Origin of the sequence: Streptomyces regalis (assembly GCF_001509475.1) — a bacterium.
Lineage (GTDB): Bacteria > Actinomycetota > Actinomycetes > Streptomycetales > Streptomycetaceae > Streptomyces > Streptomyces regalis.
Map to the genome: position 1 here is coordinate 142,960 of NZ_LLZG01000115.1, position 25,544 is coordinate 168,503.

General features: G+C 68.4%; 29 protein-coding genes, 1 tRNA gene and 1 riboswitch. Of the genes, 10 read left to right on the forward strand and 20 right to left on the reverse strand.

What is annotated here, in order from left to right; translation table 11 throughout:
• The first annotated feature begins 186 nt into the window (after positions 1 to 186).
• Positions 187 to 1,524 carry an SGNH/GDSL hydrolase family protein gene (locus ADL12_RS17170; RefSeq protein ID WP_062703323.1) on the forward strand — a complete coding sequence of 446 codons (1,338 nt, stop codon included), beginning with the start codon at positions 187 to 189 and terminating at the stop codon, positions 1,522 to 1,524.
• Positions 1,525 to 1,720: 196 nt separating this feature from the next.
• Here the strand turns inward: ADL12_RS17170 and ADL12_RS17175 are convergent, their stop codons facing one another.
• From ADL12_RS17175 to ADL12_RS17190, 4 genes are read right to left on the reverse strand one after another with little or no spacing between them, the layout of a single operon-like run.
• The gene (locus ADL12_RS17175; protein WP_062703325.1) at positions 1,721 to 2,539 is read right to left on the reverse strand and encodes a DUF1707 SHOCT-like domain-containing protein; all 819 of its coding nucleotides are present in this window, start codon (positions 2,537 to 2,539) and stop codon (positions 1,721 to 1,723) included.
• Between the two features lie 34 nt (positions 2,540 to 2,573).
• A complete protein-coding gene (locus ADL12_RS17180) occupies positions 2,574 to 3,587 on the reverse strand; it encodes an ABC transporter ATP-binding protein (RefSeq protein WP_062703327.1) in 1,014 nt (337 codons plus the stop codon).
• Positions 3,588 to 3,593: 6 nt separating this feature from the next.
• Positions 3,594 to 4,370, reverse strand: a complete 777-nt coding sequence (locus tag ADL12_RS17185) for an ABC transporter permease (protein WP_244187925.1) — start codon at positions 4,368 to 4,370, stop codon at positions 3,594 to 3,596.
• A gap of 37 nt (positions 4,371 to 4,407) precedes the next feature.
• Positions 4,408 to 5,208: an ABC transporter permease gene (locus tag ADL12_RS17190; protein WP_062703329.1), complete on the reverse strand. Its 801-nt coding sequence runs from the start codon at positions 5,206 to 5,208 to the stop codon at positions 4,408 to 4,410.
• A 237-nt stretch (positions 5,209 to 5,445) separates the two neighbouring features.
• Between ADL12_RS17190 and ADL12_RS17195 the strand changes: the two genes are divergently transcribed.
• Positions 5,446 to 7,836, forward strand: a complete 2,391-nt coding sequence (locus tag ADL12_RS17195; protein ID WP_062703331.1) for a transglycosylase domain-containing protein — start codon at positions 5,446 to 5,448, stop codon at positions 7,834 to 7,836.
• 13 nt (positions 7,837 to 7,849) lie between these two features.
• On the opposite strand, the gene ADL12_RS17200 is transcribed toward ADL12_RS17195, so the two are convergent.
• From ADL12_RS17200 to ADL12_RS17210, 3 genes are all read right to left on the reverse strand, one after another.
• Positions 7,850 to 8,170 (reverse strand): DMT family transporter, encoded by a 321-nt coding sequence (locus tag ADL12_RS17200; RefSeq protein WP_062703333.1) that lies wholly within the window; start codon positions 8,168 to 8,170, stop codon positions 7,850 to 7,852.
• Positions 8,171 to 8,217: 47 nt separating this feature from the next.
• A riboswitch (guanidine-III (ykkC-III) riboswitch) is annotated at positions 8,218 to 8,288 on the reverse strand.
• 81 nt (positions 8,289 to 8,369) lie between these two features.
• A complete protein-coding gene (locus tag ADL12_RS17205; protein WP_062703335.1) occupies positions 8,370 to 8,726 on the reverse strand; it encodes a GroES family chaperonin in 357 nt (118 codons plus the stop codon).
• 55 nt (positions 8,727 to 8,781) lie between these two features.
• Positions 8,782 to 9,111 carry a DUF3618 domain-containing protein gene (locus ADL12_RS17210; protein ID WP_062703338.1) on the reverse strand — a complete coding sequence of 110 codons (330 nt, stop codon included), beginning with the start codon at positions 9,109 to 9,111 and terminating at the stop codon, positions 8,782 to 8,784.
• Positions 9,112 to 9,206: 95 nt separating this feature from the next.
• Between ADL12_RS17210 and bcp the strand changes: the two genes are divergently transcribed.
• From bcp to ADL12_RS17230, 4 genes are all read left to right on the forward strand, one after another.
• Positions 9,207 to 9,674, forward strand: a complete 468-nt coding sequence (bcp, locus tag ADL12_RS17215; RefSeq protein WP_062703340.1) for a thioredoxin-dependent thiol peroxidase — start codon at positions 9,207 to 9,209, stop codon at positions 9,672 to 9,674.
• 148 nt (positions 9,675 to 9,822) lie between these two features.
• Positions 9,823 to 10,464 (forward strand): HNH endonuclease signature motif containing protein, encoded by a 642-nt coding sequence (locus ADL12_RS17220; RefSeq protein ID WP_062703347.1) that lies wholly within the window; start codon positions 9,823 to 9,825, stop codon positions 10,462 to 10,464.
• On the forward strand, positions 10,461 to 11,156 hold the full coding sequence (locus tag ADL12_RS17225; protein ID WP_062703349.1) for an HNH endonuclease signature motif containing protein: 696 nt from the start codon (positions 10,461 to 10,463) through the stop codon (positions 11,154 to 11,156). Before ADL12_RS17220 ends, ADL12_RS17225 begins: the two co-directional genes overlap by 4 nt.
• Positions 11,147 to 11,222 (forward strand) — tRNA-Leu (locus tag ADL12_RS17230). Before ADL12_RS17225 ends, ADL12_RS17230 begins: the two co-directional genes overlap by 10 nt.
• Before the next feature lie 59 nt (positions 11,223 to 11,281).
• On the opposite strand, the gene rdgB is transcribed toward ADL12_RS17230, so the two are convergent.
• The 4 genes from rdgB to ADL12_RS17250 all read right to left on the reverse strand — a co-directional run bounded on the left by rdgB (position 11,282) and on the right by ADL12_RS17250 (position 13,552).
• On the reverse strand, positions 11,282 to 11,884 hold the full coding sequence (rdgB, locus tag ADL12_RS17235) for an RdgB/HAM1 family non-canonical purine NTP pyrophosphatase (RefSeq protein ID WP_062703350.1): 603 nt from the start codon (positions 11,882 to 11,884) through the stop codon (positions 11,282 to 11,284).
• A 34-nt stretch (positions 11,885 to 11,918) separates the two neighbouring features.
• Entirely contained in the window at positions 11,919 to 12,323 is a 405-nt protein-coding gene (locus tag ADL12_RS17240) for a hypothetical protein (RefSeq protein ID WP_062703353.1), read from the reverse strand.
• A 150-nt stretch (positions 12,324 to 12,473) separates the two neighbouring features.
• A complete protein-coding gene (gene rph / locus ADL12_RS17245) occupies positions 12,474 to 13,211 on the reverse strand; it encodes a ribonuclease PH (RefSeq protein WP_062703478.1) in 738 nt (245 codons plus the stop codon).
• 107 nt (positions 13,212 to 13,318) lie between these two features.
• On the reverse strand, positions 13,319 to 13,552 hold the full coding sequence (locus tag ADL12_RS17250) for a PTS sugar transporter subunit IIB (RefSeq protein ID WP_062703355.1): 234 nt from the start codon (positions 13,550 to 13,552) through the stop codon (positions 13,319 to 13,321).
• A gap of 176 nt (positions 13,553 to 13,728) precedes the next feature.
• Between ADL12_RS17250 and ADL12_RS17255 the strand changes: the two genes are divergently transcribed.
• Together ADL12_RS17255 and ADL12_RS17260 are read left to right on the forward strand one after the other, a co-directional pair.
• Positions 13,729 to 15,042 (forward strand): PTS transporter subunit EIIC, encoded by a 1,314-nt coding sequence (locus ADL12_RS17255; RefSeq protein WP_062703480.1) that lies wholly within the window; start codon positions 13,729 to 13,731, stop codon positions 15,040 to 15,042.
• Between the two features lie 184 nt (positions 15,043 to 15,226).
• Positions 15,227 to 16,492, forward strand: a complete 1,266-nt coding sequence (locus ADL12_RS17260; protein ID WP_062703357.1) for a PTS transporter subunit EIIC — start codon at positions 15,227 to 15,229, stop codon at positions 16,490 to 16,492.
• Positions 16,493 to 16,611: 119 nt separating this feature from the next.
• Here ADL12_RS17260 and ADL12_RS17265 read toward each other — a convergent pair whose 3' ends face one another.
• Positions 16,612 to 17,364: an MBL fold metallo-hydrolase gene (locus tag ADL12_RS17265; protein ID WP_062703359.1), complete on the reverse strand. Its 753-nt coding sequence runs from the start codon at positions 17,362 to 17,364 to the stop codon at positions 16,612 to 16,614.
• 284 nt (positions 17,365 to 17,648) lie between these two features.
• On the opposite strand from ADL12_RS17265, the gene ADL12_RS17270 reads away from it, so the two are divergent.
• Positions 17,649 to 17,930, forward strand: coding sequence for a hypothetical protein (locus ADL12_RS17270; protein WP_062703361.1), 282 nt, complete (start codon positions 17,649 to 17,651; stop codon positions 17,928 to 17,930).
• 19 nt (positions 17,931 to 17,949) lie between these two features.
• A complete protein-coding gene (locus ADL12_RS17275; RefSeq protein WP_062703363.1) occupies positions 17,950 to 18,480 on the forward strand; it encodes a type II toxin-antitoxin system PemK/MazF family toxin in 531 nt (176 codons plus the stop codon).
• 34 nt (positions 18,481 to 18,514) lie between these two features.
• Here ADL12_RS17275 and ADL12_RS17280 read toward each other — a convergent pair whose 3' ends face one another.
• From ADL12_RS17280 to clpS, 8 genes are all read right to left on the reverse strand, one after another.
• The gene (locus ADL12_RS17280) at positions 18,515 to 19,465 is read right to left on the reverse strand and encodes a PLP-dependent cysteine synthase family protein (protein WP_062703365.1); all 951 of its coding nucleotides are present in this window, start codon (positions 19,463 to 19,465) and stop codon (positions 18,515 to 18,517) included.
• Positions 19,466 to 19,472: 7 nt separating this feature from the next.
• The gene (locus tag ADL12_RS17285) at positions 19,473 to 19,751 is read right to left on the reverse strand and encodes a MoaD/ThiS family protein (protein WP_062703367.1); all 279 of its coding nucleotides are present in this window, start codon (positions 19,749 to 19,751) and stop codon (positions 19,473 to 19,475) included.
• 114 nt (positions 19,752 to 19,865) lie between these two features.
• Complete coding sequence (locus ADL12_RS58100; RefSeq protein WP_324617258.1) at positions 19,866 to 19,961, reverse strand: putative leader peptide; 96 nt, start codon at positions 19,959 to 19,961, stop codon at positions 19,866 to 19,868.
• An 86-nt stretch (positions 19,962 to 20,047) separates the two neighbouring features.
• Positions 20,048 to 20,470: a M67 family metallopeptidase gene (locus tag ADL12_RS17290; RefSeq protein WP_062703369.1), complete on the reverse strand. Its 423-nt coding sequence runs from the start codon at positions 20,468 to 20,470 to the stop codon at positions 20,048 to 20,050.
• Positions 20,471 to 20,615: 145 nt separating this feature from the next.
• Positions 20,616 to 22,058, reverse strand: coding sequence for an amino acid permease (locus ADL12_RS17295; protein WP_062703371.1), 1,443 nt, complete (start codon positions 22,056 to 22,058; stop codon positions 20,616 to 20,618).
• A gap of 451 nt (positions 22,059 to 22,509) precedes the next feature.
• Positions 22,510 to 24,048 carry an alanine/glycine:cation symporter family protein gene (locus tag ADL12_RS17300; RefSeq protein WP_062703376.1) on the reverse strand — a complete coding sequence of 513 codons (1,539 nt, stop codon included), beginning with the start codon at positions 24,046 to 24,048 and terminating at the stop codon, positions 22,510 to 22,512.
• A 368-nt stretch (positions 24,049 to 24,416) separates the two neighbouring features.
• Positions 24,417 to 25,025, reverse strand: a complete 609-nt coding sequence (locus tag ADL12_RS17305; RefSeq protein ID WP_062703378.1) for a DUF2017 domain-containing protein — start codon at positions 25,023 to 25,025, stop codon at positions 24,417 to 24,419.
• Between the two features lie 41 nt (positions 25,026 to 25,066).
• Positions 25,067 to 25,384 (reverse strand): ATP-dependent Clp protease adapter ClpS, encoded by a 318-nt coding sequence (gene clpS, locus ADL12_RS17310; RefSeq protein ID WP_030053518.1) that lies wholly within the window; start codon positions 25,382 to 25,384, stop codon positions 25,067 to 25,069.
• Positions 25,385 to 25,544 lie beyond the last annotated feature (160 nt).

Genomic DNA, 25,544 nt, shown 5'->3' on the forward strand with positions numbered 1-25,544 from the left:
ACCGACTCCTGGAACGAATCAAGAGTTCCCGGCGTCTGTCCGGTGGGGGGAGGTCGATGGCGAACTCCGGATGAAGTCCGGCGGCCCAATGGGGGGTCCGTGCAACTCCCCTCTGCCTCATGACGCATCATGAGGTGATCACATCGGAGCCTCGGGCTCCCATCCGCCCGAGGAGACACGCACCGCATGACCAGGCGTAACGGTTATGCCCTGCTATCTGCGATCATCGCCCTGATCGTCACGCTTTCGGCCGCCATCTACGTCGGATTCGCCTCCGACGAGGGCAGCGCCACCAGCAAGAACACCCCTGCCCAGGACGGCGCCCCACGTAACCCCGCCGCCCCCGCCTCCACCGGCATCTGGGTCGGCGCCTGGTCCGCCTCACCGGTCGGCGCCGAGCCGGGCACCGAGGTCGCGGGCCTGGCGGGCAGCTCGGTCCGCAACGTCGTGCACACGAGTGTCGGCGGCAAAAGTGCCCGGATCACGCTGTCCAACCTCTACGGCCAGTCGGCGCTGACGATCACGCACGCGTCGATCGCCGTCGCCGCAGGCCCCGGCACCGCGGCGGCCGTCGCGGACACCATGCGGAGGCTGACCTTCGGCGGCAACCCCTCGGTCGTCGTCCCGCCGGGTCAGCAGGTGCTGAGCGACGCCGTGCGCCTCGCGATCGCCGCGGACACCGACGTCCTGGTCACCACCTACTCCCCCACCCGGTCCGGCCCGGTCACCTTCCACCCGCACGCACGCCAGACCAGTTACCTCGCGCAGGGCGACCTCACCGAGGACGCCACCGGCGTGGCGTACACCGGGCGGGTCGAGGCCTGGCGGTACCTGACCGCACTGGACGTCCTCAGCAACGAGTCCGACGGCACCCTCGTGGTGTTCGGCGACTCCCTGACCGACGGCATCACGTCCACCGAGAACGCCAACCGCCGCTGGACGGACGTCCTGTCACGCCGGCTGCGCACGGCGATCGCGGCGCGCGAGAACGTGCCGCGCTACAGCGTCGTCAACCAGGGCATCAGCGGCAACCAGATCCTCGCCAGCGGCGGCGGGCGCCCCGCGGACAACCAGGCCGGCATCGGCCGGTTCGACCGCGACGTCCTCTCCCGTACGAACGTCAAGGTCGTCGTCATCGACCTCGGCGTCAACGACATCCTGCGCAACCCGAACCTCGCCGACCCGAACCGCATCCTCGACGGTCTGCGCACCCTGGTCCGCCAGGCCCACGCCCGCGGCCTGAAGGTCATCGGCGCGACCCTGATGCCCTTCCAGGGCCACCGCGGCTACACGGACGCCCGCGAGAACGTACGCCGGCAGATCAACGCGGAGATCCGCGCGGGCCGGGTCTTCGACGCGGTGACCGACTTCGACGAGGCCGTACGGGACCCGTACAACCCCCGCAAGTTCCGCCCCGACTACGACTCGGGCGACCACCTCCACCCGAGCGACAAGGGCTACGAGCGGATGGCGGAGACCTTCAACTTGCAGGACCTGAAGGGCGCGGCACCCGCGGAGCTGTAAGGGGCGCGACCTGCGGTGCGGGCCGACTGACACGGCCGGCCGCACCCACCCGGATGCGCCCCTTCGCGCCCACCCAGCCGCGGACAGCCGTGCCACTGGGACGACACCCGTCCCACAAAGAGCGGCACCCCACCGGCGCGGGCGAGCATCCCAACCCGCGCGCCGGCCCCCACGCCGGGCCCCAGCAAACCCCGGCTCAGTCCTCGTCCCGCTCCCGCACCCGGTGGTTCCCGCGCTCACCATGCGCATGCCGCCACATGTCCCGATGCTCCTCGAGCATCCCCCGATGCGCCTCGTACTCCTGGTCCCGGGTCGACGCCCGCAGTTCCCGGCGTTCGGCCTTGCGCTCCAGTTTCTCCCGCCGCCGCTCCTCCCGGAGCTCCTGCCGCTGGGTCCGCGTCAGCTTCCGCTCGACCCCGACACCGCCCCAGAAGGCGAACCCGGTCACGATCACGCGCGGCGCGCCCGGATCCCCCGGCACGCCCTCCTCACGGTGGTCGAACCCACCCATGATCCCGATTCCGCGCACCACGACCTCGACCCCCGGCGGCACGATCACCTGCACCCCGCCCATGATCGCGACGCAGTTGATCTCGATCTCCCGGTCCGCGAAGTTCGCCTCCCGCAGATCGATCTCCCCGCCGCCCCAGAAGGCGAAGCAGTTGAACCGCTTCGGCGCCGTCCACCGCCCCTTGCGCTGGAACCCGGACATCACGGCGACACCCCACGCCGACGCCCCCTCACCGCCGCCGCCTACGATCCGGTCCGCCCAACTCCCGTCCGGGAGCTCGGGCTTCTTGACCATGTCGACCTTCGGAACGGCCACCGCACCGGCGGGCAGATCCCGGGTGATCGGCGCCAGATCCCCGTACGTACGCGCCCGGTACGTGGCGTCCAGACGTTCCTCGAACTCCTCCATGTCGAGCCGCCCCTCCGCGAGGGCGTCCCGCAGGATCTCGGCGACTCGTTCACGATCGGCGTCTGAGGCACGCAGCTCCGGGGCATCGTCGCTCATGTACAGCAGCCTACGAGCAACCCCCGCCCCGGGGCTACGAGACCGCCTTGCCCGCGTTCCCGGCGTTCCCCGCGTTCGCCGTCTTCTCCGTCTGCTCCACGTACATCTTCGCGATCACGGCCTCGATGTCCGGCTCCCGCACCGACAGATCCACCAGCGGATACTCCGCCGCGATCCGCGCCACCAGCGGCGCCGCCGACTCCGAAGCCGGGAACGCCAGCCACTGCCGCGGTCCCTCCACCCGTACCACCCGTGCGGGCGCCGGCGCCTCGATCGGCGGCAGCTCCCGCTCCAGGTCCACCACCAGCGTCCGCTCGCTCTCCCCCGCCTCGTGCAGGCCGGCGAGCGGGCCGTCGTACATCATCCGCCCGTGGTCGATGACCATGACCCGGGAGCAGAGCTGCTCGATGTCCTGCAGGTCGTGCGTGGTCAGCAGCACCGTCGTGCCGCGCTCGGCGTTCAACTCCCGCAGGAACTCCCGGACCTTCGCCTTGGAGATGACGTCGAGCCCGATCGTGGGCTCGTCCAGGTACAGCACCTCAGGGTCGTGCAGCAGCGCCGCCGCGATGTCGCCGCGCATCCGCTGGCCGAGGGAGAGTTGGCGTACCGGGACGTCCAACAGCTCGGACAGGTCGAGGAGTTCGACGAGGCGGTCGAGGTTCTCGCGGTAACGGCCGTCGGGGATGCGGTACATGCGGTGCATCAGCTTGTACGAGTCGATCAGCGGAAGGTCCCACCAGAGTGTGGTCCGCTGCCCGAACACCACCCCGATGCGGTGCGCGAGCCGGGTGCGCTCACGGGACGGGTCGATGCCCGCCACCCGCAGCCGGCCGCCGCTCGGCGTCAGGATGCCGGTGAGCATTTTGATCGTCGTCGACTTGCCGGCGCCGTTCGGGCCGATGTAGCCGACCATCTCGCCGCGCGCCACGCGGAAGGAGATCGAATCGACGGCGCGTACCTGGCGGCGTTCGCGTTTGAGGAAGCCGGCTTTCTTACGCACCTCGAAAACCTTTTCGACGCCCTTGACGTCGATGAACCCCTCGTCCATGAACCCTCAATTCCCTGTGCTCTGATACGACCGCAACCCCGCCCGCCAGGCCATCCCGGCCAGCGCACAGCACCCCACCGCCACCAGCGGCGGCAGGAAGGCCACCCACTCGGGCAGCCCCAGCGGGATCGGCATCCCCAGCACATACGTCGCCGGCAGCCAGTTGACGAAGGCCAGCGGCAGCACGAACGTCACCCCGCGCACCAGCTCCGTCGCGAACACCGTCGGCGGGTACTGCAGCATCGTCGTGCCGCCGTAGGTGAACGCGTTCTGCACCTCGGAGGCGTCCTTCGCCACGAACTGGAAGGCCGCGCCCGCGATGAACACCGCGCCGAAGATCCCCGCGCCGCTGACCAGGATCACCGGCATCAGCAGCAGCTTGAGCGGCGTCCAGTCGATGTCGACCGTGGCGAGCGCGTAGATCAGCACCGCCAGGCCCTGGGTGATCCGCCCCAGCCGCCGCAGCCCGAACTGGTCGGCGCCCATCTGCGCGAGCACCGGCGCCGGACGCACCAGCAGGGTGTCCAGCGTGCCGTCGCGCACTCGCCGGCCCAGGTTCTCCATCGAGCCGAGCGCCAGATCGGCGAGGCCGAAGGCGGTACTGGACAGGCCGTACAGGAAGGCGACTTGGGGCAGGCTGTAGCCGCCCAGCTCGTCGACGCGGGAGAACATCAGCAGGATCGCGACGAAGTCGAACGTGGTCGCCGTGAGGTTCCCCAGCGTGGTCATGAAGAAGGAGGCGCGGTACGCCATCGTGGAGCGGATCCACATCGCGGTGATCATGCGGTAGGCACGCAACCCGTCCACGACTCTGCTGGTGTCAGCCACCCTGCAGCACCACCCTCCGCGTCGCCGCGCCCTGCGCCATCCGCCCGGCCGCCAGCAGCACCACCGCCCACATCCCCTGGAAGGCATACGTGCCCAGCGGATCGGCGTGCCCGAGCAGCACGTCCGCGGGCGCCTGCAGCAGCGCCGACCACGGCAGGGTCCGTACGACCTCACCCAGGGCGCCCGGGAACACGTTCAGCGGCAGGATCATCCCCGAGCAGAACCACCCGGTGAACATCACCATCTGCGCCACGCCCTTGGCGTCGAGAAGCCAGAACGCGCTCAGCGCCACCAGATACCGGATGCCGAAGCTGACCACCATCGCGAGCAGCACGGCGCCCAGGAAGGCGGCCCAGGTCGTCACATCCGTCGGCAGCGCCAGGTCGAAGACGAGCGCCCCGAACACGAAGGGCGCCACTCCGCGTCCCAGCAGCTCGAAGCCGGCCCGCCCCAAGTCGGCTGCCAGCCACCACAGTTGGAGGTCGGCCGGCCGGTACAGATCGACCGCGATGTCACCCGTACGGATACGCTCCATGAGCTCGGACTCGACGCCCCCGCCGCCGTTGGCGAGCGTCTTGAACAGGGACTGGCCAACCCACACATAGGTGACGGCCTGCGCCAGGTCGTACCCGCCCAAGTGCGGCTTCTCGTCCCACAGAGCGGTGTACGTGTACACCAGGATCAGCCCGAACACGGTGTTGGTGAACACCCCGGCGAGCGTCGCCGCCCGATACGTCGCGTACCGTCGGAATCCGCCCACCGCGACGGCTAAGTACAACCGCCCCGAGCCCACATCCACAGCCCTCCTCGCCCGCCGACACCGAAGCGCAGGAGCCTAGTGCGCGCACGACGGGGACTGCCAGCCAATTTCCGGGGACGCCCGGGGGGGCGCGCGAGAGCCTGCTCACTTTCCGCGGACACGCGCCATTTCCGGGAACGGAACACCTGGTGCGAGAGTCTTCAATGGGGGCGCAGTAGGCGTACGAGGCGTACAGGAACGTACGACGCGAAACAGGAGTCCGTGCACGACATGAGCGACGAGCAGCAGCCGCCACAACAGCCGAACCGGAAGCCGGGGCGGCAAAAACGCACGGGCTGGCGACGGATCATCCCGACCTGGCGGACGGTGCTCGGCACCTTCGTCATCGGCGTACTGCTGCTCTTCGGCCTGTTCTTCCTCGGCTACTCCATGGTCAAGATCCCGCCGGCCAACGCGCTCGCCACCAAGCAGGCCAACGTCTATATGTACGCGGACGGCTCCGTGATCGCCCGCGACGGCGAGGTCAACCGGGAGAACGTGACCCTCGCGCAGATGTCCAGGAGCTCCCAGCACGCGATCCTGGCGGCCGAGGACCGCGACTTCTACACCGAGTCCGCCATCGACCCCAAGGCGATGCTGCGCGCCGCCTGGAACACGGCCACCGGCAAGGGCAAGCAGTCCGGCTCCACGATCACCCAGCAGTACGTGAAGAACTACTACCTGGCCCAGGACCAGACGGTCACCCGCAAGGTGAAGGAGTTCTTCATCGCCATCAAGCTGGACCGCGAGGTGACCAAGGACGAGATCCTCGAGGGCTACCTCAACACCAGCTTCTTCGGCCGCAACGCCTACGGCATCCAGGCCGCCGCCCAGGCCTACTACGGCATGGACGCCAAGGACCTCGACCCGGCCCGCGCCGCCTACCTGGCCGCGCTGGTCAACGCGCCCAGCGAGTACGACGTGGTCGCCCACCCGGAGAACAAGGCCGCGGCCGTGGCCCGTTGGAACTACGTCCTCGACGGCATGGTCACCAAGGGCTGGCTGTCCGAGAGCAAGCGGGCGGGCATGAAGTTCCCGATGCCGAAGGAGGCCGCGACCTCCACCGGCCTGTCCGGGCAGCGCGGTTACATCGTGGGGATCGTCAAGGACTATCTGACCAAGAACAAGATCGTCAGCGCGGAGGAACTGGAGGCCGGCGGCTACCGCGTCACCACCACCCTGCAGAAGGACAAGCAGAACGCCTTCGTAGACGCCGTCAACGACCAGCTGATGTCCAAGCTGGACAAGAAGAACAACAAGGTCGACAACTACGTCCGCGCGGGCGGCGCCTCCGTCGACCCGAAGACCGGCAAGGTCGTCGCGATGTACAACGGCATCGACTACGTGAAGCAGTACACCCCGAACGCCACCCGCCGGGACTTCCAGGTCGGCTCCACCTTCAAGCCGTTCGTGTTCACCTCGGCCGTGCAGAACGAGTCGACCACGCAGGACGGCCGCACGATCACCCCGAACACGATCTACGACGGCACCAACAAGCGCCCCGTCCAGGGCTGGACCGGGGGCGCCTACGCCCCCGAGAACGAGGACCAGTACTCCTACGGCAACATCAACGTCCGTACGGCCACCGACAAGTCCGTCAACTCCGTGTACGCGCAGATGGCCGTCGACGTGGGTCCCGAAAAGGTGAAGGACACCGCGGTCGAGCTCGGCCTGCCGTCCACCACCCCGGAGTTGTACCCGTCCCCGTCCATCGCGCTCGGCGTGGCCACCGCCAGCGTCCTCGACATGGCGGAGGCCTACGCGACGCTCGCCAACCACGGCAAGCACGGCACATACACCATGATCGAGAAGGTCACCAAGGACGGCGCCGACGTCATCGAGATGCCGGAGCGCAAGACCGCCCAGGTCATCAGCCGCGAGGCCGCCGACACCACGACCTCCGTCCTGCAGAGCGTCGTCGACAACGGCACCGCCACCGCCGCCCAGGCCGCCGGCCGCCCGGCGGCGGGCAAGACCGGTACGGCGGAGGAGGACCAGGCCGCCTGGTTCGCCGGCTACACCCCCGACCTCGCCACCGTCGTCGCCGTCATGGGCCAGGACCCGGTCACGGCCAAGCACAAGTCGCTGTATGGCGTGATGGGCCTCGACCGCATCAACGGCGGCGGCGCGCCCACCGACATCTGGGCCCAGTTCACCAAGGAGGCCCTGAAGGGCAAGCCGGTCAGCGACTTCGACCTGGAACTCCAGGAGGGCGCCGACGTACCCCAGTACCCGACGACCGACCCGACCCAGGGCGACCAGGGCACCGGCGGCCAGGACAACGGCGGCACCACCGGGGACACCACCACCGGCGGCCAGGACACCGAGGGCCAGACCGGCGGCGAGACGCCGGGCCAGACGGACGGCGGCACGACGGGCGACACGACGACCGGCGGCACGACCGACGGGACGGACGGGGGTACGACCACCGACGGCGGCACCACCGGCGGCACCACCGACGGAGCCACGACCGACGGAGGCACCACGGGCGATACGACCACCGGCGGGACGGACACCGGCGGCAGCACGGGCGGCGACACCACGACCGGCGGCGCGGACACCGGAGGCGGAGGAACGACGGGAACCACGGGCGGCCCGCGGAACACGCTCCTCCGGGAGTGAGCGCCGGCCCTGATCAGTGACCGCTGGTCGCCTTCAGCCCCACCACGGCGACCAGCAGCAGACAGACGAAGAAGATCCGCGCGGCGGTGACCGGCTCCCCCAGCACCACCATGCCGACCACCGCCGCACCGGCCGCCCCGATTCCCACCCACACGCCGTAGGCGGTACCGATGGGCAGCGACTTCGCGGCGTACGACAGCAGCAGCATGCTGGCCACGATGCCGGCGCCGGTGAACAGGCTGGGGAGAGGGCGGGTGAAACCGTCGGTGTACTTCATACCGATCGACCAGCCGACTTCGAGCAGACCCGCGACGAGAAGCAGAACCCAGGCCATGACAGGCACCTCCGAGACGTATCGACGCGAAGTCGACGGGTGAGCGGGGTGCGTCGTCTTTGCGTTCGTCCCGGTACGGCGCGTCTCGTCGGGTTCCTTCAAAGCTAGCAAGGAAACGGGAAAAGGGGCCGGTGACGATGGTCACCAGCCCCTCGAACCACTGAATCACAGGTACCGCTGCCTTACAGGTACCGCTGTTTTACAGGTAGAGCCCCGTCGAGTCCTCCGCCCCCTCGAACCGGTCGGCGGCCACGGCATGCAGATCGCGTTCGCGCATGAGCACGTACGCGACCCCGCGCACCTCGACCTCGGCGCGGTCCTCCGGGTCGTACAGCACCCGGTCGCCGGTCTCCACGGTCCGTACGTTCTGCCCCACCGCGACGACCTCGGCCCAGGCCAGCCGACGGCCGACGGCCGCCGTGGCGGGGATCAGGATGCCGCCACCGGAACGCCGCTCGCCCTCGCTGGTGTCCTGCCGCACGAGTACACGGTCGTGCAGCATCCGGATGGGCAGCTTGTCGTGGTGGCTGCTGTGCTCGTTTCTGTTGGCGCTCACGCCTTTGAACCTACCTGCCTTTGCCGCGTCCGTACGCCGGTGGGTCCGCCGTCGCTCAGTCCCTGCGGCGCCGGGTGCCGAGGGCCAGCAGCCCCACGAGACCCACGGCGACGAGCGCGACGGGCACGATGCGCTCCAGGCGGGGCGCGCCGTCCTCGTCGGTGAACGTGGCCCGCACATCGCTCACGGCCCGGTTGACCCCGACGTAGGCCCGTCCGAGCGTGTGGTCGATGTTCGAGACGACCTTGGCCTTGGCGTCGCCGACGATCGTCTTCGGGTGCACGCGCACCCCGATCTCGTCGAGCGTCTCGGCCAGCACTGCGCGGCGGCGCTTGATGTCCGCCTCGATCTGCGCCGGTGTTCTGGTGTCCGACGTGTCCGCCACCGTACGGCCTCCGAAGTGAAGCTGATGCTGTTTCCGGACAGTCTGTCAGCTCCACGCCGGACCGCACTGTCAGGCTCCCCGGTTACGCTGGTCCGATGAGCGAGCGACTCCAGCCGGGGGACGTGGCCCCCGCCTTCACCCTGCCCGACGCCGATGGCAACGAGGTGTCCCTGTCGGACCACAAGGGCCGCAAGGTCATCGTCTACTTCTACCCGGCCGCACTGACGCCCGGCTGCACCAAGCAGGCCTGCGACTTCACGGACAACCTGGAACTGCTGGCCGGCGCCGGGTACGACGTGATCGGCGTCTCCCCCGACAAGCCGGAGAAGCTCGCCAAGTTCCGCGACCAGGAGTCCCTGAAGATCACGCTGCTCGCCGACCCGGAGAAGTCCGTCACCGAGTCCTACGGGGCCTACGGCGAGAAGAAGAACTACGGCAAGACGTACATGGGCGTCATCCGGTCCACGGTGATCGTGGACGAGGAGGGCAAGGTCGAGCGGGCGCTGTACAACGTGCGGGCGACGGGGCATGTGGCCAAGATCATCAAGGATCTGGGGATCTGAGGCGGCTCTCACCGACTGGAAGCGGCCCGGACCGGGGTGACCTGGTCCGGGCCGTTTGCATTTCGGGCGTGACTGTCCGATAAGCGGTTCGTTACTCCGTGCGAGGCCACGAACGCGTGGGCGAGCACGGAGGAACGGAGGGGGCTCGATGGGGGCCGGTGCGTACACCAAGGAGCGGCTGGAGGAGGCGGCTCGGGGGGCGCGGACATTGTCTGAGGCGTTGGGGAGGTTGGGGGTGGATCCGAAGAGCTCGACGCGGCGGTACGTCTTCGAGCGGATGAAGAAGCTGAGGGTGGACGTCTCACACTTCGAGCGGGAAGGGGTGAAGTGGACACGGGAGATCCTTCAGGAGGCGGTTTCGGCGTCGACGAACATGTGCGACGTGTTGCGGCATCTCGGGCTGGAGGTCGTCGGCGGGCACCACACGCACATCAGCCGCCGGATCAAGGCGTACGGCATCGACGTTTCGCACTTCCAGGTTCCGACACAGCGGGGAAAGGTCCGGCGCCCCCGAACGCCAGAGGCTCTGCTTGTCGACCAGCCGGTCGGCCAGGCGCGGCGCATCCCGAGTGATCGGCTCAGATGGGCGATGACGGCGACTGGCATGCCGGAGCGGTGCGCCAGGTGCGGAACCGACGCGGTCTGGCGAGGGCACCCGCTCCCTCTGGAGATCGACCACATCGACGGCAACTGGCGGGACAACCGCATCAAGAACCTGCGGTTCCTGTGCCCCAACTGCCATTCGACAATGGATAGTTACCGGGGTCGCGGCAAAGGCAGGGCTTCATGAGCAGCGGCGTGCGGTACACGCGGGAGCGGCTGACCGAAGCCGCCGCGCAGTGCTCCGACATCGACGAGGTCATCGCCTTCTTCGGCATCCGGCCGTACGGCCAACTGCGCCGCCATCTCTTCCGACGCTTCGATCATTTCGGGATCGACGTCTCGCACATGCCCCGTCAGAGGCGAGTGAGGGCAGCACCCACCAGGCCGACCGCCGACGAGTTGCGCCGAGCGGTCGAAGGAGCAACTTCCATAGCGGGTACGCTCCGCGCGCTGGGGATGGAGCCCTACAACACCAGGCTGCGGGCTCAGCTCCGCTGCTGGGTGACCGAGGACGCTCTCGACACCACCCACTTCCTGGGGCAGGCACATCAACGTGGCGGCCCGGGCACCACGCCGCTCAGGCGCGCCAGGGACATCCTGGTCCAGCACGACGGCACCCGTCGAACGAGAACCCATCTGCTCCGCAGGGCACTCCTGGAAGTAGGCATGCCCGAGGAGTGCGCCGCGTGCGGAACCGGGCCGGAGTGGCTCGGCTCGCCCATGACGCTGGAGGTCGATCACATCAACGGGGACTGGAGCGACGACCGGCGCGAGAACCTGCGGTTCCTGTGCCCCAACTGTCACGCGATCACCAGCACATGGTGCAGGGGAGGCAACAGGCCGCGACCGAGTACCAGTAAGCTGTACGTGGGGCCGTAGCCCAATTTGGCAGGAGGCACCACTTTTAGGTAGTGGACAGTGCGAGTTCGAGTCTCGTCGGCCCCACTTTCAGGGCGCGGCTCCCCACGGGCGCCGCGCCCTTCGGCTTTCTTGCGTGCCCTGCCTCAGCCCAACAGCTCCCGCACCACAGGCACCAGCGCCCGAAACGCCTTCCCTCGATGGCTGATCGCGTTCTTCTCCCCCGGAGTCAACTGCGCGCACGTCCGCGTCTCCCCCTCCGGCTGGAGGATCGGGTCGTACCCGAAGCCGTTCGTGCCCACCGGCGCATGCCGCAGTACGCCCCGCAGCTGCCCCTCGACCACCCGTTCCGTGCCGTCAGGCAGGGCCAGCGCCGCCGCGCACGCGAAGTGCGCCCCCCGATGCGCGTCGTCGATGTCGGCGAGCTGGGCCAGCAGCAGCTCCAGGTTCGCGCGGTCGTCGCCGTGCTTCCCGGCCCAGCGGGCCGAGAAGATGCCGGGGGCGCCGTTCAGGACGTCGACGCACAGGCCCGAGTCGTCGGCGACTGCGGGCAGTCCCGTCGCCTGGGCCAGGGCGTGGGCCTTCAGCAGGGCGTTCTCGGCGAAGGTGACGCCGGTTTCCTTGACGTCGGGGATGTCCGGGTAGGCGTCCGCGCCGACGAGGTCGTGGTGCAGGCCTGCGTCGGCGAGGATCGCCCTGAGCTCGGTGATCTTTCCGGCGTTGCGGGTGGCGAGGATGAGGCGGGTCATGGACCCCAGTATCGCTGGGGTCCAGAGCTGCCTGTTATGAGGTGCAGACCTTGGTCAGCTCGCCGGCCGCGTCGGTGACCGGGCTGATGTCCGGGGTCTCGTCGCCGTTCTTGACGGCGTCGCGGACGTTGGTGACGGCCTGCTGGAGATCGTCCACCGCCTTGTTGACGTCGGCGTCGTCCGTCTTGTCGCCGATCTTGTCGAGGTTCTTGTCGATGGAGGTCAGCGACTCCTCGAGCTGCGTCGGGTCGTTCGCGGCGCTCTCCACGGCCTGCTGGAGTTCGGTGACGCTGTCGGCGATGGCGTCGGCGGTCTGGACGCAGTCCAGCGCCTTGTTGACAGCGTCGCAGCCGGTGGTCAGCCCGGCCGTCAGTCCGACAGCCGCAACGGCTGCGGCGGCTATGGCGATACGGCTCCAGCGGCGTCGGCTCGTGGCCATGGTTGACGTTCCCTCCCTGCTCCCAGGCCTCGCAGGGCCCCCGTTGGTCACTGGCCGGGCGTACAGCGGTATGCCGTACACCCGTACCCCTAGTGACGCCAGGAAGGGCTGCAGGGTTGCCTGGTGCTGCGGCTCTTCTTGGTGCGTCCTTTACTTTTCGAGGACGGTATCAAGTGCCTTGCGCTGCGCTTCCGCCAGCTCCCCGCAGCCCGAAACGGCAAGGTCCAGCAGGGAGTTGAGCTCGTCGCGGGCGAAGGGCTCGGCCTCGGCGGTGCCCTGGACCTCGACGAAGCGGCCGTCGCCGGTGCAGACGACGTTCATGTCAGTGTCGGCCTTCACGTCCTCCTCGTAGCAGAGGTCGAGGAGCGGTACGCCGCCGACGATGCCGACCGAGACGGCGCTCACCGTGCCGGTGAGCGGCTTGCGGCCGGGCTTGATCAGCTTCTTGCCCTGGGCCCAGGAGACGGCGTCGGCGAGGGCGACGTAGGCGCCGGTGATGGCCGCCGTACGCGTGCCGCCGTCGGCCTGGAGGACGTCGCAGTCGAGGACGATCATGTTCTCGCCGAGCGCCTTGTAGTCGATGACCGCGCGCAGGGAACGGCCGATGAGGCGGCTGATCTCGTGGGTACGGCCGCCGATCTTGCCCCGGACGGACTCGCGGTCACCGCGGGTGTTGGTGGCGCGCGGCAGCATGGCGTACTCCGCGGTGACCCAGCCCTCGCCACTGCCCTTGCGCCAGCGCGGGACGCCTTCGGTGAAGGAGGCGGTGCACAGGACCTTCGTGTCGCCGAAGGAGACGAGGACGGAGCCCTCTGCGTGCTTGCTCCAGGCACGTTCGATGGTGACCGGGCGGAGCTGTTCGGGGGTACGGCCGTCGATTCGAGGAATTGAGGAGGTAGCTGCCATGGCGTGAGCCTAGCCGCACATACGGAAGGGGCCCCTCCCGCGGTGGGAAGGGGCCCTCAGGGGCTGAAGCCCGGGACGATGCCCGCGCTTCACATCATGTCTTCGATCTCCGCCGCGATCGGGTCGGCGTCGGTGCCGATGACGACCTGGATGGCGCTGCCCATCTTCACGACACCGTGCGCGCCGGCGGCCTTCAGGGCGGTCTCGTCGACCAGCGAGGGGTCGCTGACCTCGGTGCGGAGTCGGGTGATGCAACCCTCGATCTCCTCGATGTTGTCGATGCCGCCGAGCCCGGCGACGATCTTCTCAGCCTTGCTGGCCATGTTCCTTCTCCCTGATCCGAACCGCTTTGTCGCAGTAACCCACAGTTGGCCCATCTTCGCGAGCGGTCATGTCGTACGTGCCCAAGGATGACGTTCACGACAACGGAACCGTCCGCCGACTGGTCTACACCACCCTGGGGACGGCCGACAAACCGCGCACCGGCAGAGGGGTCCCGATGAGCGCCGACAGCAGTGCGAACAGGGGCGGAGAGAGCACTGTCAGCCCCGCGCGCGCCCGCTGGAACACCGCGTTCCAGGGCCTGCAGAAGATGGGCCGCAGCCTCCAGCTCCCGATCGCCGTACTGCCGGCCGCCGGCATCCTCAACCGCCTCGGCCAGCCGGATGTGTTCGGGGACGAGGGACTGGGCTGGGACAACGTCTCGAAGGTGATGGACGGCGCGGGCGGTGCGCTGCTCGACGGCTCGCTGGGACTGCCGTTGCTGTTCTGCGTGGGCGTGGCCATCGGCATGGCGAAGAAGGCGGACGGTTCGACGGCGCTGGCGGCGGTGACCGGGTTCCTCGTCTACTACAACGTGCTGCGCGAGTTCCCGGAGGACTGCCCGGAGGGGACGAAGGAGATCCCCGACATCGGCTGCGCCGCGGCCGAGGGGGCGGTGAGCGCGTACACGTACCAGAATCCGGGCGTCTTCGGCGGCATCGTCATCGGCCTGCTGGCGGCCTTCTTCTGGCAGCGCTACCACCGCACGAGGCTGGTGGACTGGCTCGGCTTCTTCAACGGGCGGCGTCTCGTCCCGATCATCATGGCGTTCGTGGCGATCGTGTTCGCGGTGCTGTGCCTGTGGGTCTGGCCGCCGATCGGTGACGCGCTGGAGAGCTTCAGCGACTGGATGAGCGGCCTGGGCGCCTGGGGCGCGGGCGTGTTCGGCATCGCAAACCGCGCACTGCTGGTCGTGGGCCTGCACCAGTTCCTCAACGTGCCCATCTGGTTCCAGTTCGGCAGCTACACCACGCCCGACGGCGAGGTGGTGCACGGCGACATCAACATGTTCCTCGCGGGCGACCCGGACGCCGGCCAGTTCACCTCGGGCTTTTTCCCGATCATGATGTTCGCCCTGCCGGCGGCGGCCCTCGCCATCACCCACTGCGCCAAGCCGAGCCGCCGCAAAGAGGTGGGCGGGCTGATGCTGTCGGTGGCCCTGACGTCGTTCGTCACCGGCATCACGGAACCGATCGAGTACTCGTTCCTCTTCATCGCCCCGCTCCTGTACGTGGTGCACGCGCTGCTGACGGGTGTGTCGATGGCGGTGACCTGGGGGCTGGGCGTGCACGACGGCTTCAGCTTCTCGGCCGGGTTGATCGACTACATCATCAACTGGAACCTGGCGACGAGACCTTGGGCGATCATTCCGATCGGCCTGTGCTTCGCGGCCGTCTATTACGCCGTTTTCCGGTTCGCCATCACGAAGTTCGACCTGAAGACCCCGGGGCGGGAGCCGGAGGACGAGGTCGAGGACGTGACCAAGGTCTGACGTGATCGGGCGGGGGCGAAAGGGGCCCGGCGACGCCGGAAAGTAGCGGATCAGTCGCGGGAATCGCGGGTTCCTTATCCGGCCTTCACCGTGCTACAACAGGTCTACACCACTAAGTGGTTTAGACCAGACGCCGCCGTCCCCTCCTTGTCTTCGGGCGGCGCCATGCCCCCTGGAGGAAGTTGTGACCACGGCCAGCGCCGCTCCCGCGGCCGACAAGAAGAAGGGCGCCGGTGCGATGGCTGTTCTGCAGCGTATCGGCCGCAGCCTGATGCTGCCGGTGGCGGTCCTGCCCGCCGCCGCGCTCCTGGTCCGCCTCGGCAACACCGACATGCTGGGCCGTCCGGAGTTCCCCGCGTTCCTCACGAAGATCGCGGGCTTCATGGCGGCCGGTGGCAACGCGATCCTCGACAACATGGCGCTGCTGTTCGCCGTCGGCATCGCGATCGGCTTCGCGAAGAAGTCGGACGGCTCGACGGCCCTGGCGGCCGTGGTCGGCTACCTGGTCTTCAAGAACGTACTCGCCACGTTCACCGACCCGAACCTTCCGCAGGTGGCGACCGCCGTCGACGGCAAGGTCGTGATGGTCGACGCACCCGTGGACGCCAAGGTCCTCGGCGGCGTGGTGATGGGCATCGTCGTCGCCCTCCTCTACCAGCGCTTCTACCGCACCAAGCTGCCCGACTGGGCGGGCTTCTTCGGTGGCCGCCGAATGGTCCCGATCCTGTCGGCCTTCGCCGGCCTGGTCATCGGCATCGTCTTCGGCTACATCTGGCCGGTCCTCGGCACGGGTCTGCACAACTTCGGTGAGTGGCTGGTCGGTTCGGGGGCCGTCGGCGCCGGCATCTTCGGTGTCGCCAACCGTGCGCTGATCCCGATCGGCATGCACCACCTGCTCAACTCCTTCCCCTGGTTCCAGGCCGGCGAGTACCAGGGCAAGAGCGGCGACATCGCCCGGTTCCTGGCGGGCGACCCGAGCGCCGGCCAGTTCATGACCGGCTTCTTCCCGATCATGATGTTCGCACTGCCGGCCGCGTGCCTCGCGATCGTCCACTGCGCCCGCCCCGAGCGCCGCAAGGTCGTCGGCGGCATGATGTTCTCCCTCGCGCTGACCTCGTTCGTCACGGGCGTCACCGAGCCGATCGAGTTCACCTTCATGTTCATCGCCCCGGTGCTGTACGCGATCCACGCGGCGCTGACCGGTGTGTCGATGGCCCTGACCTGGGCTCTCGGCATGAAGGACGGCTTCGGCTTCTCGGCCGGCGCGGTCGACTTCGGCCTGAACCTGGGCATCGCGACCAACCCGTGGGGCCTGGCCTTGGTGGGCCTGTGCTTCGCCGCGGTCTACTACGTGGTCTTCCGGTTCGCGATCACCAAGTTCAACCTGCCGACCCCGGGCCGCGAGTCCGACGAGGAACTCGCCGAACTCCAGAAGGCGGAGGCGAAGTAGGCCGCACGCCCCAGCAACGAATGACGAAGGCCCCGGAACCGAAAAGGTTCCGGGGCCTTCGCGCACCTACGGGCCTGAACCCCGTACGGGCTGCTTCTCGACCGGCTCGGCTGGACCGGCTAGATCTCGTACGACCGCCTCGGCGCCGCCAGCTCCACGGGTCCGTCGTAGACCGCGCGCGCGTCGGCCAGGTTGACCTGGGGGTCGGTCCACGGCGGGATGTGGGTGAGGAGCAGGCGGCGGGCGCCGGCGCGGGCCGCCGTCTGGCCCGCCTCGCGGCCGTTGAGGTGCAGGTCGGGGATGTCTTCCTTGCCGTGCGTGAAGGCGGCCTCGCACAGGAACAGGTCGGCGTCGCGGGCGAGTTCGTCCAGGGCCGTGCTGATGCCCGTGTCGCCGGAGTACGTCAGGCTCTTCCCGCCGTGCTCGATCCGGATGCCGTACGCCTCCACCGGGTGGGCCACGCGTTCCGTGTGCACCGTGAACGGGCCGATCTCGAAGGTGGACGGCTTGACCGTGTGGAAGTCGAAGACCTCGCTCATGGACGAGGCGGTGGGGGTGTCGGCGTAGGCGGTGGTCAGGCGCTGTTCCGTGCCCTCGGGTCCGTAGACCGGGATCGGGTCGCAGCGGCCGCCGTCGTGCCGGTAGTAACGCGCGACGAAATACGCGCACATGTCGATGCAGTGGTCGGCGTGCAGATGACTGAGGAAGATCGCGTCGAGGTCGTAGAGACCGCAGTGGCGCTGCAACTCGCCCAGGGCGCCATTGCCCATGTCGAGGAGCAGCCGGAAGCCGTCGGCCTCGACGAGGTAGCTCGAGCAGGCCGATTCCGCGGACGGGAACGACCCCGAGCAGCCGACGACGGTGAGCTTCATGAAACAGAAACCTCCGCTGGCGGAAAAAGAGAAGATCGAAGGATGGGGCGTCGGGGGTCGTGCGGTTTGTCGAGCGTAAGGCGCAAAACCTCCGGTCGCTCCTCCGCCAAGGGCTGTTGTGGGCGAACTCACCTGTGGTGTCACCGGTTCGGCTGCCGACGCTGTCCAGTTGTTCGAGGCCGGCCCTCGGGCGGCGCAGAGACGGTCATCTCCGGTCGCAGCCCCCCGTATACGGACGTAGCGTCGGAAAGACGTGTTGCCTAAGTGAACCGAGGGATCCGGACATGACTGTTTTGGTCGTCAACCGGGGTGCTGAGTGGACCCAGGAGCTCTACCAGGCTGCCTTCGACCGGGCGATCCCGGATCGCGCGAATCCACCCGCCGGGCTGATCGCGCACTTCGGGGCACCTGCCGAGTCAGGCGGATGGCAGGTCGTCGACGTGTGGGAGTCGGAGGAACAGTTCCGGCGCTTCCTGGCGGAGTCGGTGATTCCGGCCGCGCAGGCTCTCGGAGCGCCGCCGTTCGACAGCCAGGTGGTCGAGCTGTACAACTCGCTGATCCCGTAGGGCGGGTACCGTCGTCTTCATGGACACGTCCTGGTGGCTGGCGCTCGCCGCGGTGGTGCTGCTCGCACTGATCGCCGCGCTCGTGGACGGGTGGGGGCGCGGGCGGCGTCCCCGGGGGCGGCGGACGCGGCCGCCGGGGCGGGCGGACCGGCGCCCTCCGGGTCGTCAGGACGGGCGTGGTCCCGCTCGGCCGGCGCCCGCGGAGATCTGGTGGGCGAACGTGCCCTACGAGGACGGGCCAGCGTCAAAAGGGGCCGCGCGTAGCGCGTCGGGTAGGGCGGTGGCGGGAGACGGGCGGGCGAAGGACCGGCCGTGTCTGGTGCTCGCGGTGCGCGGGCAGCGGGTCACCGTCGCGAAGATCACCAGCAAGTACCGCGACGAGCGGGGCGGAGTGATCCCGCTGCCGCCGGGCTCGGTCGGGGACACGCGCGGGCGGGCGAGCTTTCTGGAGACGGGCGAGCTGCGGGACGTACCGGTGGGGGACTTCCGGCGGCGGGTGGGGGTGATGGACCCGGTCGTGTGGGACCAGGTCCGTCACCTCGCGACGTAGACGCTCCGCGGGGAGCGCCGGTGCAGGGCGTTGCTCACGCCCAGAGTTGCCCCTGCAAGGTCTCGATCGCTTCCTCCGTCGTCGCCGCCGTGTAGACGCCCGTCGAGAGGTACTTCCAGCCGCCGTCGGCCACGACGAACACGATGTCCGCGCTCTCGCCCGCCTTCAGCGCCTTGTTTCCGACACCGATCGCGGCGTGCAGCGCGGCGCCGGTGGAGATGCCCGCGAAGATGCCCTCCTGCTGCAGGAGTTCGCGGGTGCGGGTGACCGCGTCGGCCGAGCCGACCGAGAAGCGGGTGGTCAGGACGGAGGCGTCGTACAGCTCGGGTACGAAGCCCTCGTCGAGGTTGCGCAGGCCGTAGACGAGATCGTCGTAGCGCGGTTCCGCCGCCACGATCTTCACGTCCGGCTTGTGCTCGCGCAGGTAGCGGCCGACGCCCATCAGCGTGCCCGTGGTGCCGAGGCCGGCCACGAAGTGGGTGATGGAGGGGAGGTCGGTGAGGATCTCGGGGCCGGTCGTCGCGTAGTGCGCGCCGGCGTTGTCCGGGTTGCCGTACTGGTAGAGCATCACCCAGTCCGGGTGCTCGGCCGCCAGCTCCTTGGCGACCCGTACGGCGGTGTTGGAGCCGCCCGCGGCGGGGCTGGGGATGATCTCCGCGCCCCACATGCCGAGCAGGTCACGGCGCTCCTGCGAGGTGTTCTCGGGCATCACGCAGACCATGCGGTAGCCCTTGAGCTTCGCCGCCATCGCCAGCGAGATCCCGGTGTTGCCGCTGGTCGGCTCCAGGATGGTGCAGCCCGGGGTGAGGCGGCCGTCCTTCTCCGCCTGCTCGATCATGTGCAGGGCCGGGCGGTCCTTGACCGAGCCGGTGGGGTTGCGGTCCTCCAGCTTGGCCCAGATGCGGACGTCGGCGGACGGCGACAACCGCGGCAGGCACACCAGAGGGGTGTTGCCCACCGCGGCGAGCGGGGAGTCGTAGCGCATACCGGTCTCAGGCCATGCCGCCGGCGACGGCCGGCAGGATCGTCACGGTGTCGCCGTCGGACAGCTTGGTGTTGATGCCGTCGACGAAACGGACGTCCTCGTCGTTCAGGTAGACGTTGACGAAGCGGCGCAGCTGGCCCTCGTCCACGATGCGGGCCTGGATGCCCGCGTGCCGGGTCTCGAGGTCGGTGAACAGGTCGGCGAGGGTGTCACCGCTGCCCTCCACCGCCTTCTGACCGTCGGTGTACTGGCGGAGGATGGTCGGGATGCGGACCTCGATGGCCATGGCTCAGGGCTCCTGTCGGGAGTAGTCAGTCGGGGGCGCGCGGCAGCGCAGGTACAGCAGGTGGTGCGTGTGGGCAGCGCCGCGGCTCACGGCCGTACGGCGGCAGGGGCAGCGTCAACAGATGGCGCTGGCGAGCCTGCACAGGTCGACGTGCAGCCGCGCCACGAGCAGCAAGCCCGGCGTCTTCTCGCTCACGTCGTGGGAAACCATGGGCTCATCGTATCGATTCCCGGTCCGGGGCCCAGAGTGTGATCTCGCATAGTGGAAGAATTCTGACCGAATAACGGGATGCAGGCTCAGTAGGCCGCTACGACCTCGACCTCTTCCTCCGTCACCGCACCGTCCACGATCCGGAACGAGCGGAACTGGAACTCGCCGAGCCCGTCGGTGTCGGCCGTGGAGACCAGGACATAGTGCGCGCCGGGCTCGTTCGCGTAGGAGATGTCGGTGCGGGAAGGGTAGGCCTGGGTCGCCGTGTGGGAGTGGTAGATGACCACCGGCTCCTCGTCGCGGTCGTCCATCTCGCGGTACAGCTTGAGCAGATCGCCCGAGTCGAACTCGTAGAACGTGGGCGACATGGCCGCGTTCAGCATCGGGATGAAGCGCTCCGGGCGGTCCGAGCCCGCCGGCCCCGCCACGACGCCGCACGCCTCGTCGGGGTGGTCCTTGCGCGCGTGGGCGACGATCTGGTCGACGAGGGCCTGGGTGATGGTCAGCATGCTCGTCAGGATAAGCAGAAGGGCCGCCCCATACCGAAGAGTGGTACGGGACGGCCCACATGCCGGACGTCCTGAGCGGCAGCCGCCGGGGGGCGCCACGAGCGCTCCCTGCGACTGGACGTCCTCGACCGTGAATACGGCGGACTCAGCCGACCTTCTCGAACTCCGGCTCCTCGTCGCCACCGCGCGCGGTGATCTGCGGGTTGCGGCTCTTGAGGACCGCCCAGCCGATGCCCAGGGCGGCGGCCCAGCCGGCCATCACGTACAGGCAGACGCGGGAGTCGGGGTCGTAGGCGATCAGGCCGGTGACGAAGAGCAGGAACATGATGGCGATCCAGCTGCACACCGAGCCGCCCGGCGCCGGGAAGGACGAGGCGGGCAGGCGACCCGCGACGACCTGGCGGCGGTAGCGGACGTGGCTGATCAGGATCATCAGCCAGGTCCAGATGCCGGCCGCGGTGGCGATGGAGGTGACGTAGCCGAACGCCTTCTCCGGGACGATGTAGTTCAGGACCACGCCGATGCCCATGAAGGCGACCGAGACCGCGATGCCGAGGGCCGGGGTCTTGGTGGAGGACAGCTTCGAGAAGGCCTTGGGAGCCTCACCGCTGTCGGCGAGGTTGCGCAGCATGCGGCCCGTGGAGTACATGCCGGAGTTGCAGGACGACAGGGCGGCCGTCAGCACGACGAAGTTGACGATGCCGGCGGCGGCCGGGATGCCGATCACCGCGAATGCCTTCACGAAGGGGCTGACGCCCTCCGCGAACTCGGTCCACTTCACCACGCAGAGAATGACGGTGAGGGCGCCGACGTAGAACAGCGCGATACGCCAGGGCAGGGTGTTGATCGCCTTGGGGAGGGTCTTCTCCGGGTTCTCCGACTCGCCGGCCGTGACGCCGACCAGCTCGACCGCGAGGTAGGCGAACATGACGCCCTGCAGGGTCATCAGGGACGAGCCGATGCCCTTGGGGAAGAAGCCGTCGAAGGCCCACAGGTTGGAGACGGCCGCGGTGTCGCCGGCGGCGCTGAAGCCGAAGGTGAGCACGCCCAGGCCGATGACGATCATGCCGATCAGGGCGGTGACCTTGACCATCGAGAACCAGAACTCGAGCTCGCCGAAGACCTTCACGGAGATCAGGTTGACCCCGAAGAGGATCACCAGGAAGACCAGGGCCGTGACCCACTGCGGGACGTCCGGGAACCAGTAGTGGACGTAGATCGCGGCGGCCGTGAGCTCGGCCATGCCGGTGACGACCCACATCAGCCAGTACGTCCAGCCGGTGAAGTAGCCGAAGAACGGGCCGAGGAATTCACGGGAGTACTCGGCGAAGGAACCCGAGACCGGGCGGTAGAGCAGGAGCTCACCGAGCGCCCGCATGATGAAGAAGACGATGGCGCCCGCGAGGGCGTACATCAGGATGAGGCTGGGACCGGCCTTGGCGATGTTCGCGCCGGCACCCAGGAACAGGCCGACGCCGATGGCGCCGCCGATGGCGATCATCTGGACCTGACGGCTGCCGAGGCCGCGCTCGTACCCCTCCTCGGGGGCGTCCGTGGCCTTCGCGTCGGTGACCTTCGAAGAGGTCATGTGTGGTGCGCCCTTTCTCCATACCGACCCGGGCCTTTCGTGGGCCTCGGATCGGGTGTCGATCCCCCCGGACTGATGGAGCTGTGCCTGGCCCACGATCCGTCGGCCACATGGCGCACCCGGCGAACATACGGGTGGTGTTCGCCGGGCGATCGTGAAGATTTATCACGGTCGCAACCATGATCGGCTGCTACGAATGTGACACGGAACACAGGGAGAAGCGGTCAAAGGGCGCAAAGCGGGGGGATCGTGGCCTGAGGGTTGACGTGATCGTTATCCGGATTTGAGCGTTCGCTGAGAGAACATTCGCGATCCGGTCAAGAGACCAAGAGACGCGGAAGGGCCCGCTCGTACCGGGAAGCCCGGAGTACCCGGATGGTACGAGCGGGCCCTTCAGGGCCTTGCGTTCAGGGCCTTGCGTTCAGGGCCTTGCGGGGACTGCCTGCCGCGCTCAGAGCGCCTTGGCGGTCTCCTCCTCCTGCGGCTCCTCGCTGCCGAGGGCCGCGCGGGCCTTGCGCTCCCGGACGTAGTCCAGGAACTTGTCCAGCTCGCGCTTGACGATCGGGGCCAGCAGGTAGAGGCCGATGATGTTGAACACCGACAGCAGGAACAGCGCCGAGTCACCCAGGTCGATCAGCGAGCCGAGGGACATCAGGGAGCCCAGGACGACGAACGCGCTCCAGACGGCCTTGAAGATCGTCTCGCTGGCCTTGCTGCGGCCGAAGAGGTACGTCCAGGCCTTGAGGCCGTAGTAGCCCCAGGTCAGGATCGTGGAGAAGGCGAACAGCAGCACCGCGACGGTCAGCAGCTTCGGGAACCAGGGCAGCACGGTGCCGAAGGCGTCCGAGGTGATGACGACACCGACGGGCTCGCCGCTCTTGCGGGCCTCGCCCCAGCTGTCCGGGTTGGCGATGATGATCGTCAGGGCGGTCATGGTGCAGATGACGACCGTGTCGATGAACGGCTCCAGCAGGGCGACCAGACCCTCGCTCGCGGGCTTGTTGGTCTTGACCGCGGAGTGGGCGATCGGGGCGGAGCCCAGACCCGCCTCGTTGGAGAAGGCGGCCCGCTTGAAGCCCTGGATCAGGGCACCGATCACACCGCCGACGACACCATCGGCCTGGAACGCGCCCTTGATGATTTCCTGGATCGCGTCGGGCACCGCGGAGACGTTGGCCAGGATGACGACCAGGCAGGCCAGGATGTACATGATGGCCATCGCCGGGACCAGCTTGCTGGTGACGGAGGCGATGGAGCGGATGCCGCCGAGCAGCACCAGGCCGACCAGCGCGGAGACCACCAGGCCGAAGAGGACGGCACCGGCGGAGGAGGCCAGGAAGCCGTCCTCGCCGCCGAAGGTCGAGGAGACCTGCGCGTAGCTCTGGTTGGTCTGGTACAGGTTGCCGCCGAACAGACCGAAGAAGAGGATCATGACGGAGGCGGCGATGGCCAGCACCTTGCCGAACTTGGCGCCGGCGGGGCCGAAGCGCTCGGCGAGGCCGCGGGGCAGGTAGTACATCGGGCCACCGGAGACGGTGCCGTCCGCGTGCGTCTCGCGGTACTTCACACCGAGCGTGACCTCGACGAACTTGCTCGCCATGCCGAGCAGACCGCACAGGATCATCCAGAAGGTGGCACCCGGGCCACCGATGGAGACGGCGACCGCGACACCGGCGATGTTGCCGAGGCCGACGGTGCCTGAGACGGCGGCGGTCAGCGCCTGGAAGTGGCTGACCTCACCGGGGGCGCCCTTCTCGTCGTACTTGCCGCGTACGACTTCGAGGGCGAGCTTGAACTTCCGTATCTGGATGAGCCCGAACCAGGCGCTGAAGACCAGGCCCGCGATCACGAGCCAGGCGACGATGAGGGGGAGCTCTGTGCCGTTGACGGAGACGGAGTAGAAGACGTACTTAGCGACCGTCTCGGATACGGGTTCGAAGAAGCCGCTGACGGCATCGTCGATGGACGTGGTGATGGAGTCGAGTGACATCGAACTTCCTCGGTGGCGCGGGGACGTGCTGGCGTGGCGCAGCGGATGGGGATGAGCGAACGCCGTGTCCGTTCGGCGACAGAAATAAAGGGGGGCCCACGGACTCGGGCTTCCCCTTGGTGTCGTACAGGTCGTGCACACCGGTGTTGACCGGCTCTCCCGCCTCGGGCAGGGGTGGTGCCGAAAACGAGTTGCCAGTTCCTATCACGTCGTTTACGAGATCTTTAGTGGTACAGATCACATGCAGCCGCCCCTAAGGCATAAAACCCCAGGGGCGGTGACAGGATCGTTATTCGGATTTGAGCGTTCTCTGAGCGAACGCAAGATCAATGCAAGGCGGTTACAAGACAAACACGCGACCCGGCAAATCAGGGCAGAAGGGTCGCCACGAGGGTTTCCTGAAGTCCGCCCAGCCACAGATACGCCATCACCATCGGCTTGCGCGGATCCTCGTCCGGGAGCCGGTAGAGCAGGTCGGTGTCGTCCTCGTCGGTGATCTCCAGGCGGGAGCCGATGGCCAGGCGCAGGTCGTTGAGGGCGCCGAGCCACTGCTGGGACTCCTCGGTGGACAGCTTGAGCACCGCACCGCCCTCACCGGCGGAGGCGGAGCTGAGCTCGTCGAGGGAGCGGACGACCGCCAGCGCGTTGTCGCGCTTGCCGGCGCGCAGGTCGTTCTCGGTGTAGCGGCGGAACTCCGAGGAGTACGCCCGCTGCTCCTCGGCCTCCTTGGGGCCGGGATTCGCCTCCGGGTCGCTGTAGGCGTCCGGGAAGAGGCGCTTGAGGACCGGGTCGGCGGGAGGTTCGCTCGGTCCCTCGGCGAACAGCTCGGCGAGCGGGTCGTCGGGGGCCTCCCCGGCGGGGCCGGGCCCGATGAGTTCCAGCAGCTGGACTGCCAGCGACCGGATGATGGAGATCTCGACTTCATCGAGGGCGACGGCCGCGCCGCCGCCGGGGAGCGGTTCGAAGGTTCCTGGCATGGAGGCGATTCGCTACTTCCGGTCCTGCGCGGGCGAACAGGTCATTTGCGGTCGTGCTGGAGGGTCGCCCACAGGCCGTAGCCGTGCATGGCTTGCACGTCGCGTTCCATCTCCTCGCGAGTACCGCTGGAGACGACAGCCCGGCCCTTGTGGTGGACGTCGAGCATGAGCTTGGTGGCCTTGTCCTTCGTGTAGCCGAAGTACGACTGGAAGACGTAGGTCACGTAGCTCATGAGATTGACCGGGTCGTTATGGACGATGGTGACCCAGGGGACGTCCGGCTCGGGGACGGCGAAGACTTCCTCCGCCGACTCGGTGCGTTCGATCTCTAGGGGAGCGGGTGACGTCACAGAGCCCATGCTGCCACCCGAGGGGGGTGGTCGCACAAACGGGCTGCGCAGCCGCGCCTGTTGTGACCTCCGCCCCACAAATCGTCAGAGTGACGAAATGGGGGTACCATCTCTCGACATGCTGCATACACCGGGGGACAACCCCCGGACCCCCGGCCGACTGGGGGCA

What these genes read in the sequence shown, in the direction of transcription:
- ADL12_RS17250 (WP_062703355.1), bottom strand. Translation starts at nt 13,552, where the DNA reads ATGGCCAGCAAGGCTGAGAAGATCGTCGCCGGGCTCGGCGGCATCGAC.
- ADL12_RS17300 (WP_062703376.1), bottom strand. Translation starts at nt 24,048, where the DNA reads ATGTCACTCGACTCCATCACCACGTCCATCGACGATGCCGTCAGCGGC.
- ADL12_RS17195 (WP_062703331.1), top strand. Translation starts at nt 5,446, where the DNA reads ATGAGCGACGAGCAGCAGCCGCCACAACAGCCGAACCGGAAGCCGGGG.
- ADL12_RS17265 (WP_062703359.1), bottom strand. Translation starts at nt 17,364, where the DNA reads ATGAAGCTCACCGTCGTCGGCTGCTCGGGGTCGTTCCCGTCCGCGGAA.
- ADL12_RS17200 (WP_062703333.1), bottom strand. Translation starts at nt 8,170, where the DNA reads ATGGCCTGGGTTCTGCTTCTCGTCGCGGGTCTGCTCGAAGTCGGCTGG.
- ADL12_RS17240 (WP_062703353.1), bottom strand. Translation starts at nt 12,323, where the DNA reads ATGGCCACGAGCCGACGCCGCTGGAGCCGTATCGCCATAGCCGCCGCA.
- bcp (WP_062703340.1), top strand. Translation starts at nt 9,207, where the DNA reads ATGAGCGAGCGACTCCAGCCGGGGGACGTGGCCCCCGCCTTCACCCTG.
- ADL12_RS17295 (WP_062703371.1), bottom strand. Translation starts at nt 22,058, where the DNA reads ATGACCTCTTCGAAGGTCACCGACGCGAAGGCCACGGACGCCCCCGAG.
- rdgB (WP_062703350.1), bottom strand. Translation starts at nt 11,884, where the DNA reads ATGACCCGCCTCATCCTCGCCACCCGCAACGCCGGAAAGATCACCGAG.
- ADL12_RS17220 (WP_062703347.1), top strand. Translation starts at nt 9,823, where the DNA reads ATGGGGGCCGGTGCGTACACCAAGGAGCGGCTGGAGGAGGCGGCTCGG.
- ADL12_RS58100 (WP_324617258.1), bottom strand. Translation starts at nt 19,961, where the DNA reads ATGGTTTCCCACGACGTGAGCGAGAAGACGCCGGGCTTGCTGCTCGTG.
- ADL12_RS17255 (WP_062703480.1), top strand. Translation starts at nt 13,729, where the DNA reads ATGAGCGCCGACAGCAGTGCGAACAGGGGCGGAGAGAGCACTGTCAGC.
- ADL12_RS17180 (WP_062703327.1), bottom strand. Translation starts at nt 3,587, where the DNA reads ATGGACGAGGGGTTCATCGACGTCAAGGGCGTCGAAAAGGTTTTCGAG.
- ADL12_RS17305 (WP_062703378.1), bottom strand. Translation starts at nt 25,025, where the DNA reads ATGCCAGGAACCTTCGAACCGCTCCCCGGCGGCGGCGCGGCCGTCGCC.
- ADL12_RS17185 (WP_244187925.1), bottom strand. Translation starts at nt 4,370, where the DNA reads ATGATCACCGCGATGTGGATCCGCTCCACGATGGCGTACCGCGCCTCC.
- ADL12_RS17275 (WP_062703363.1), top strand. Translation starts at nt 17,950, where the DNA reads ATGGACACGTCCTGGTGGCTGGCGCTCGCCGCGGTGGTGCTGCTCGCA.
- clpS (WP_030053518.1), bottom strand. Translation starts at nt 25,384, where the DNA reads ATGGGCTCTGTGACGTCACCCGCTCCCCTAGAGATCGAACGCACCGAG.
- ADL12_RS17270 (WP_062703361.1), top strand. Translation starts at nt 17,649, where the DNA reads ATGACTGTTTTGGTCGTCAACCGGGGTGCTGAGTGGACCCAGGAGCTC.
- ADL12_RS17285 (WP_062703367.1), bottom strand. Translation starts at nt 19,751, where the DNA reads ATGGCCATCGAGGTCCGCATCCCGACCATCCTCCGCCAGTACACCGAC.
- ADL12_RS17170 (WP_062703323.1), top strand. Translation starts at nt 187, where the DNA reads ATGACCAGGCGTAACGGTTATGCCCTGCTATCTGCGATCATCGCCCTG.
- ADL12_RS17280 (WP_062703365.1), bottom strand. Translation starts at nt 19,465, where the DNA reads ATGCGCTACGACTCCCCGCTCGCCGCGGTGGGCAACACCCCTCTGGTG.
- ADL12_RS17290 (WP_062703369.1), bottom strand. Translation starts at nt 20,470, where the DNA reads ATGCTGACCATCACCCAGGCCCTCGTCGACCAGATCGTCGCCCACGCG.
- ADL12_RS17175 (WP_062703325.1), bottom strand. Translation starts at nt 2,539, where the DNA reads ATGAGCGACGATGCCCCGGAGCTGCGTGCCTCAGACGCCGATCGTGAA.
- ADL12_RS17225 (WP_062703349.1), top strand. Translation starts at nt 10,461, where the DNA reads ATGAGCAGCGGCGTGCGGTACACGCGGGAGCGGCTGACCGAAGCCGCC.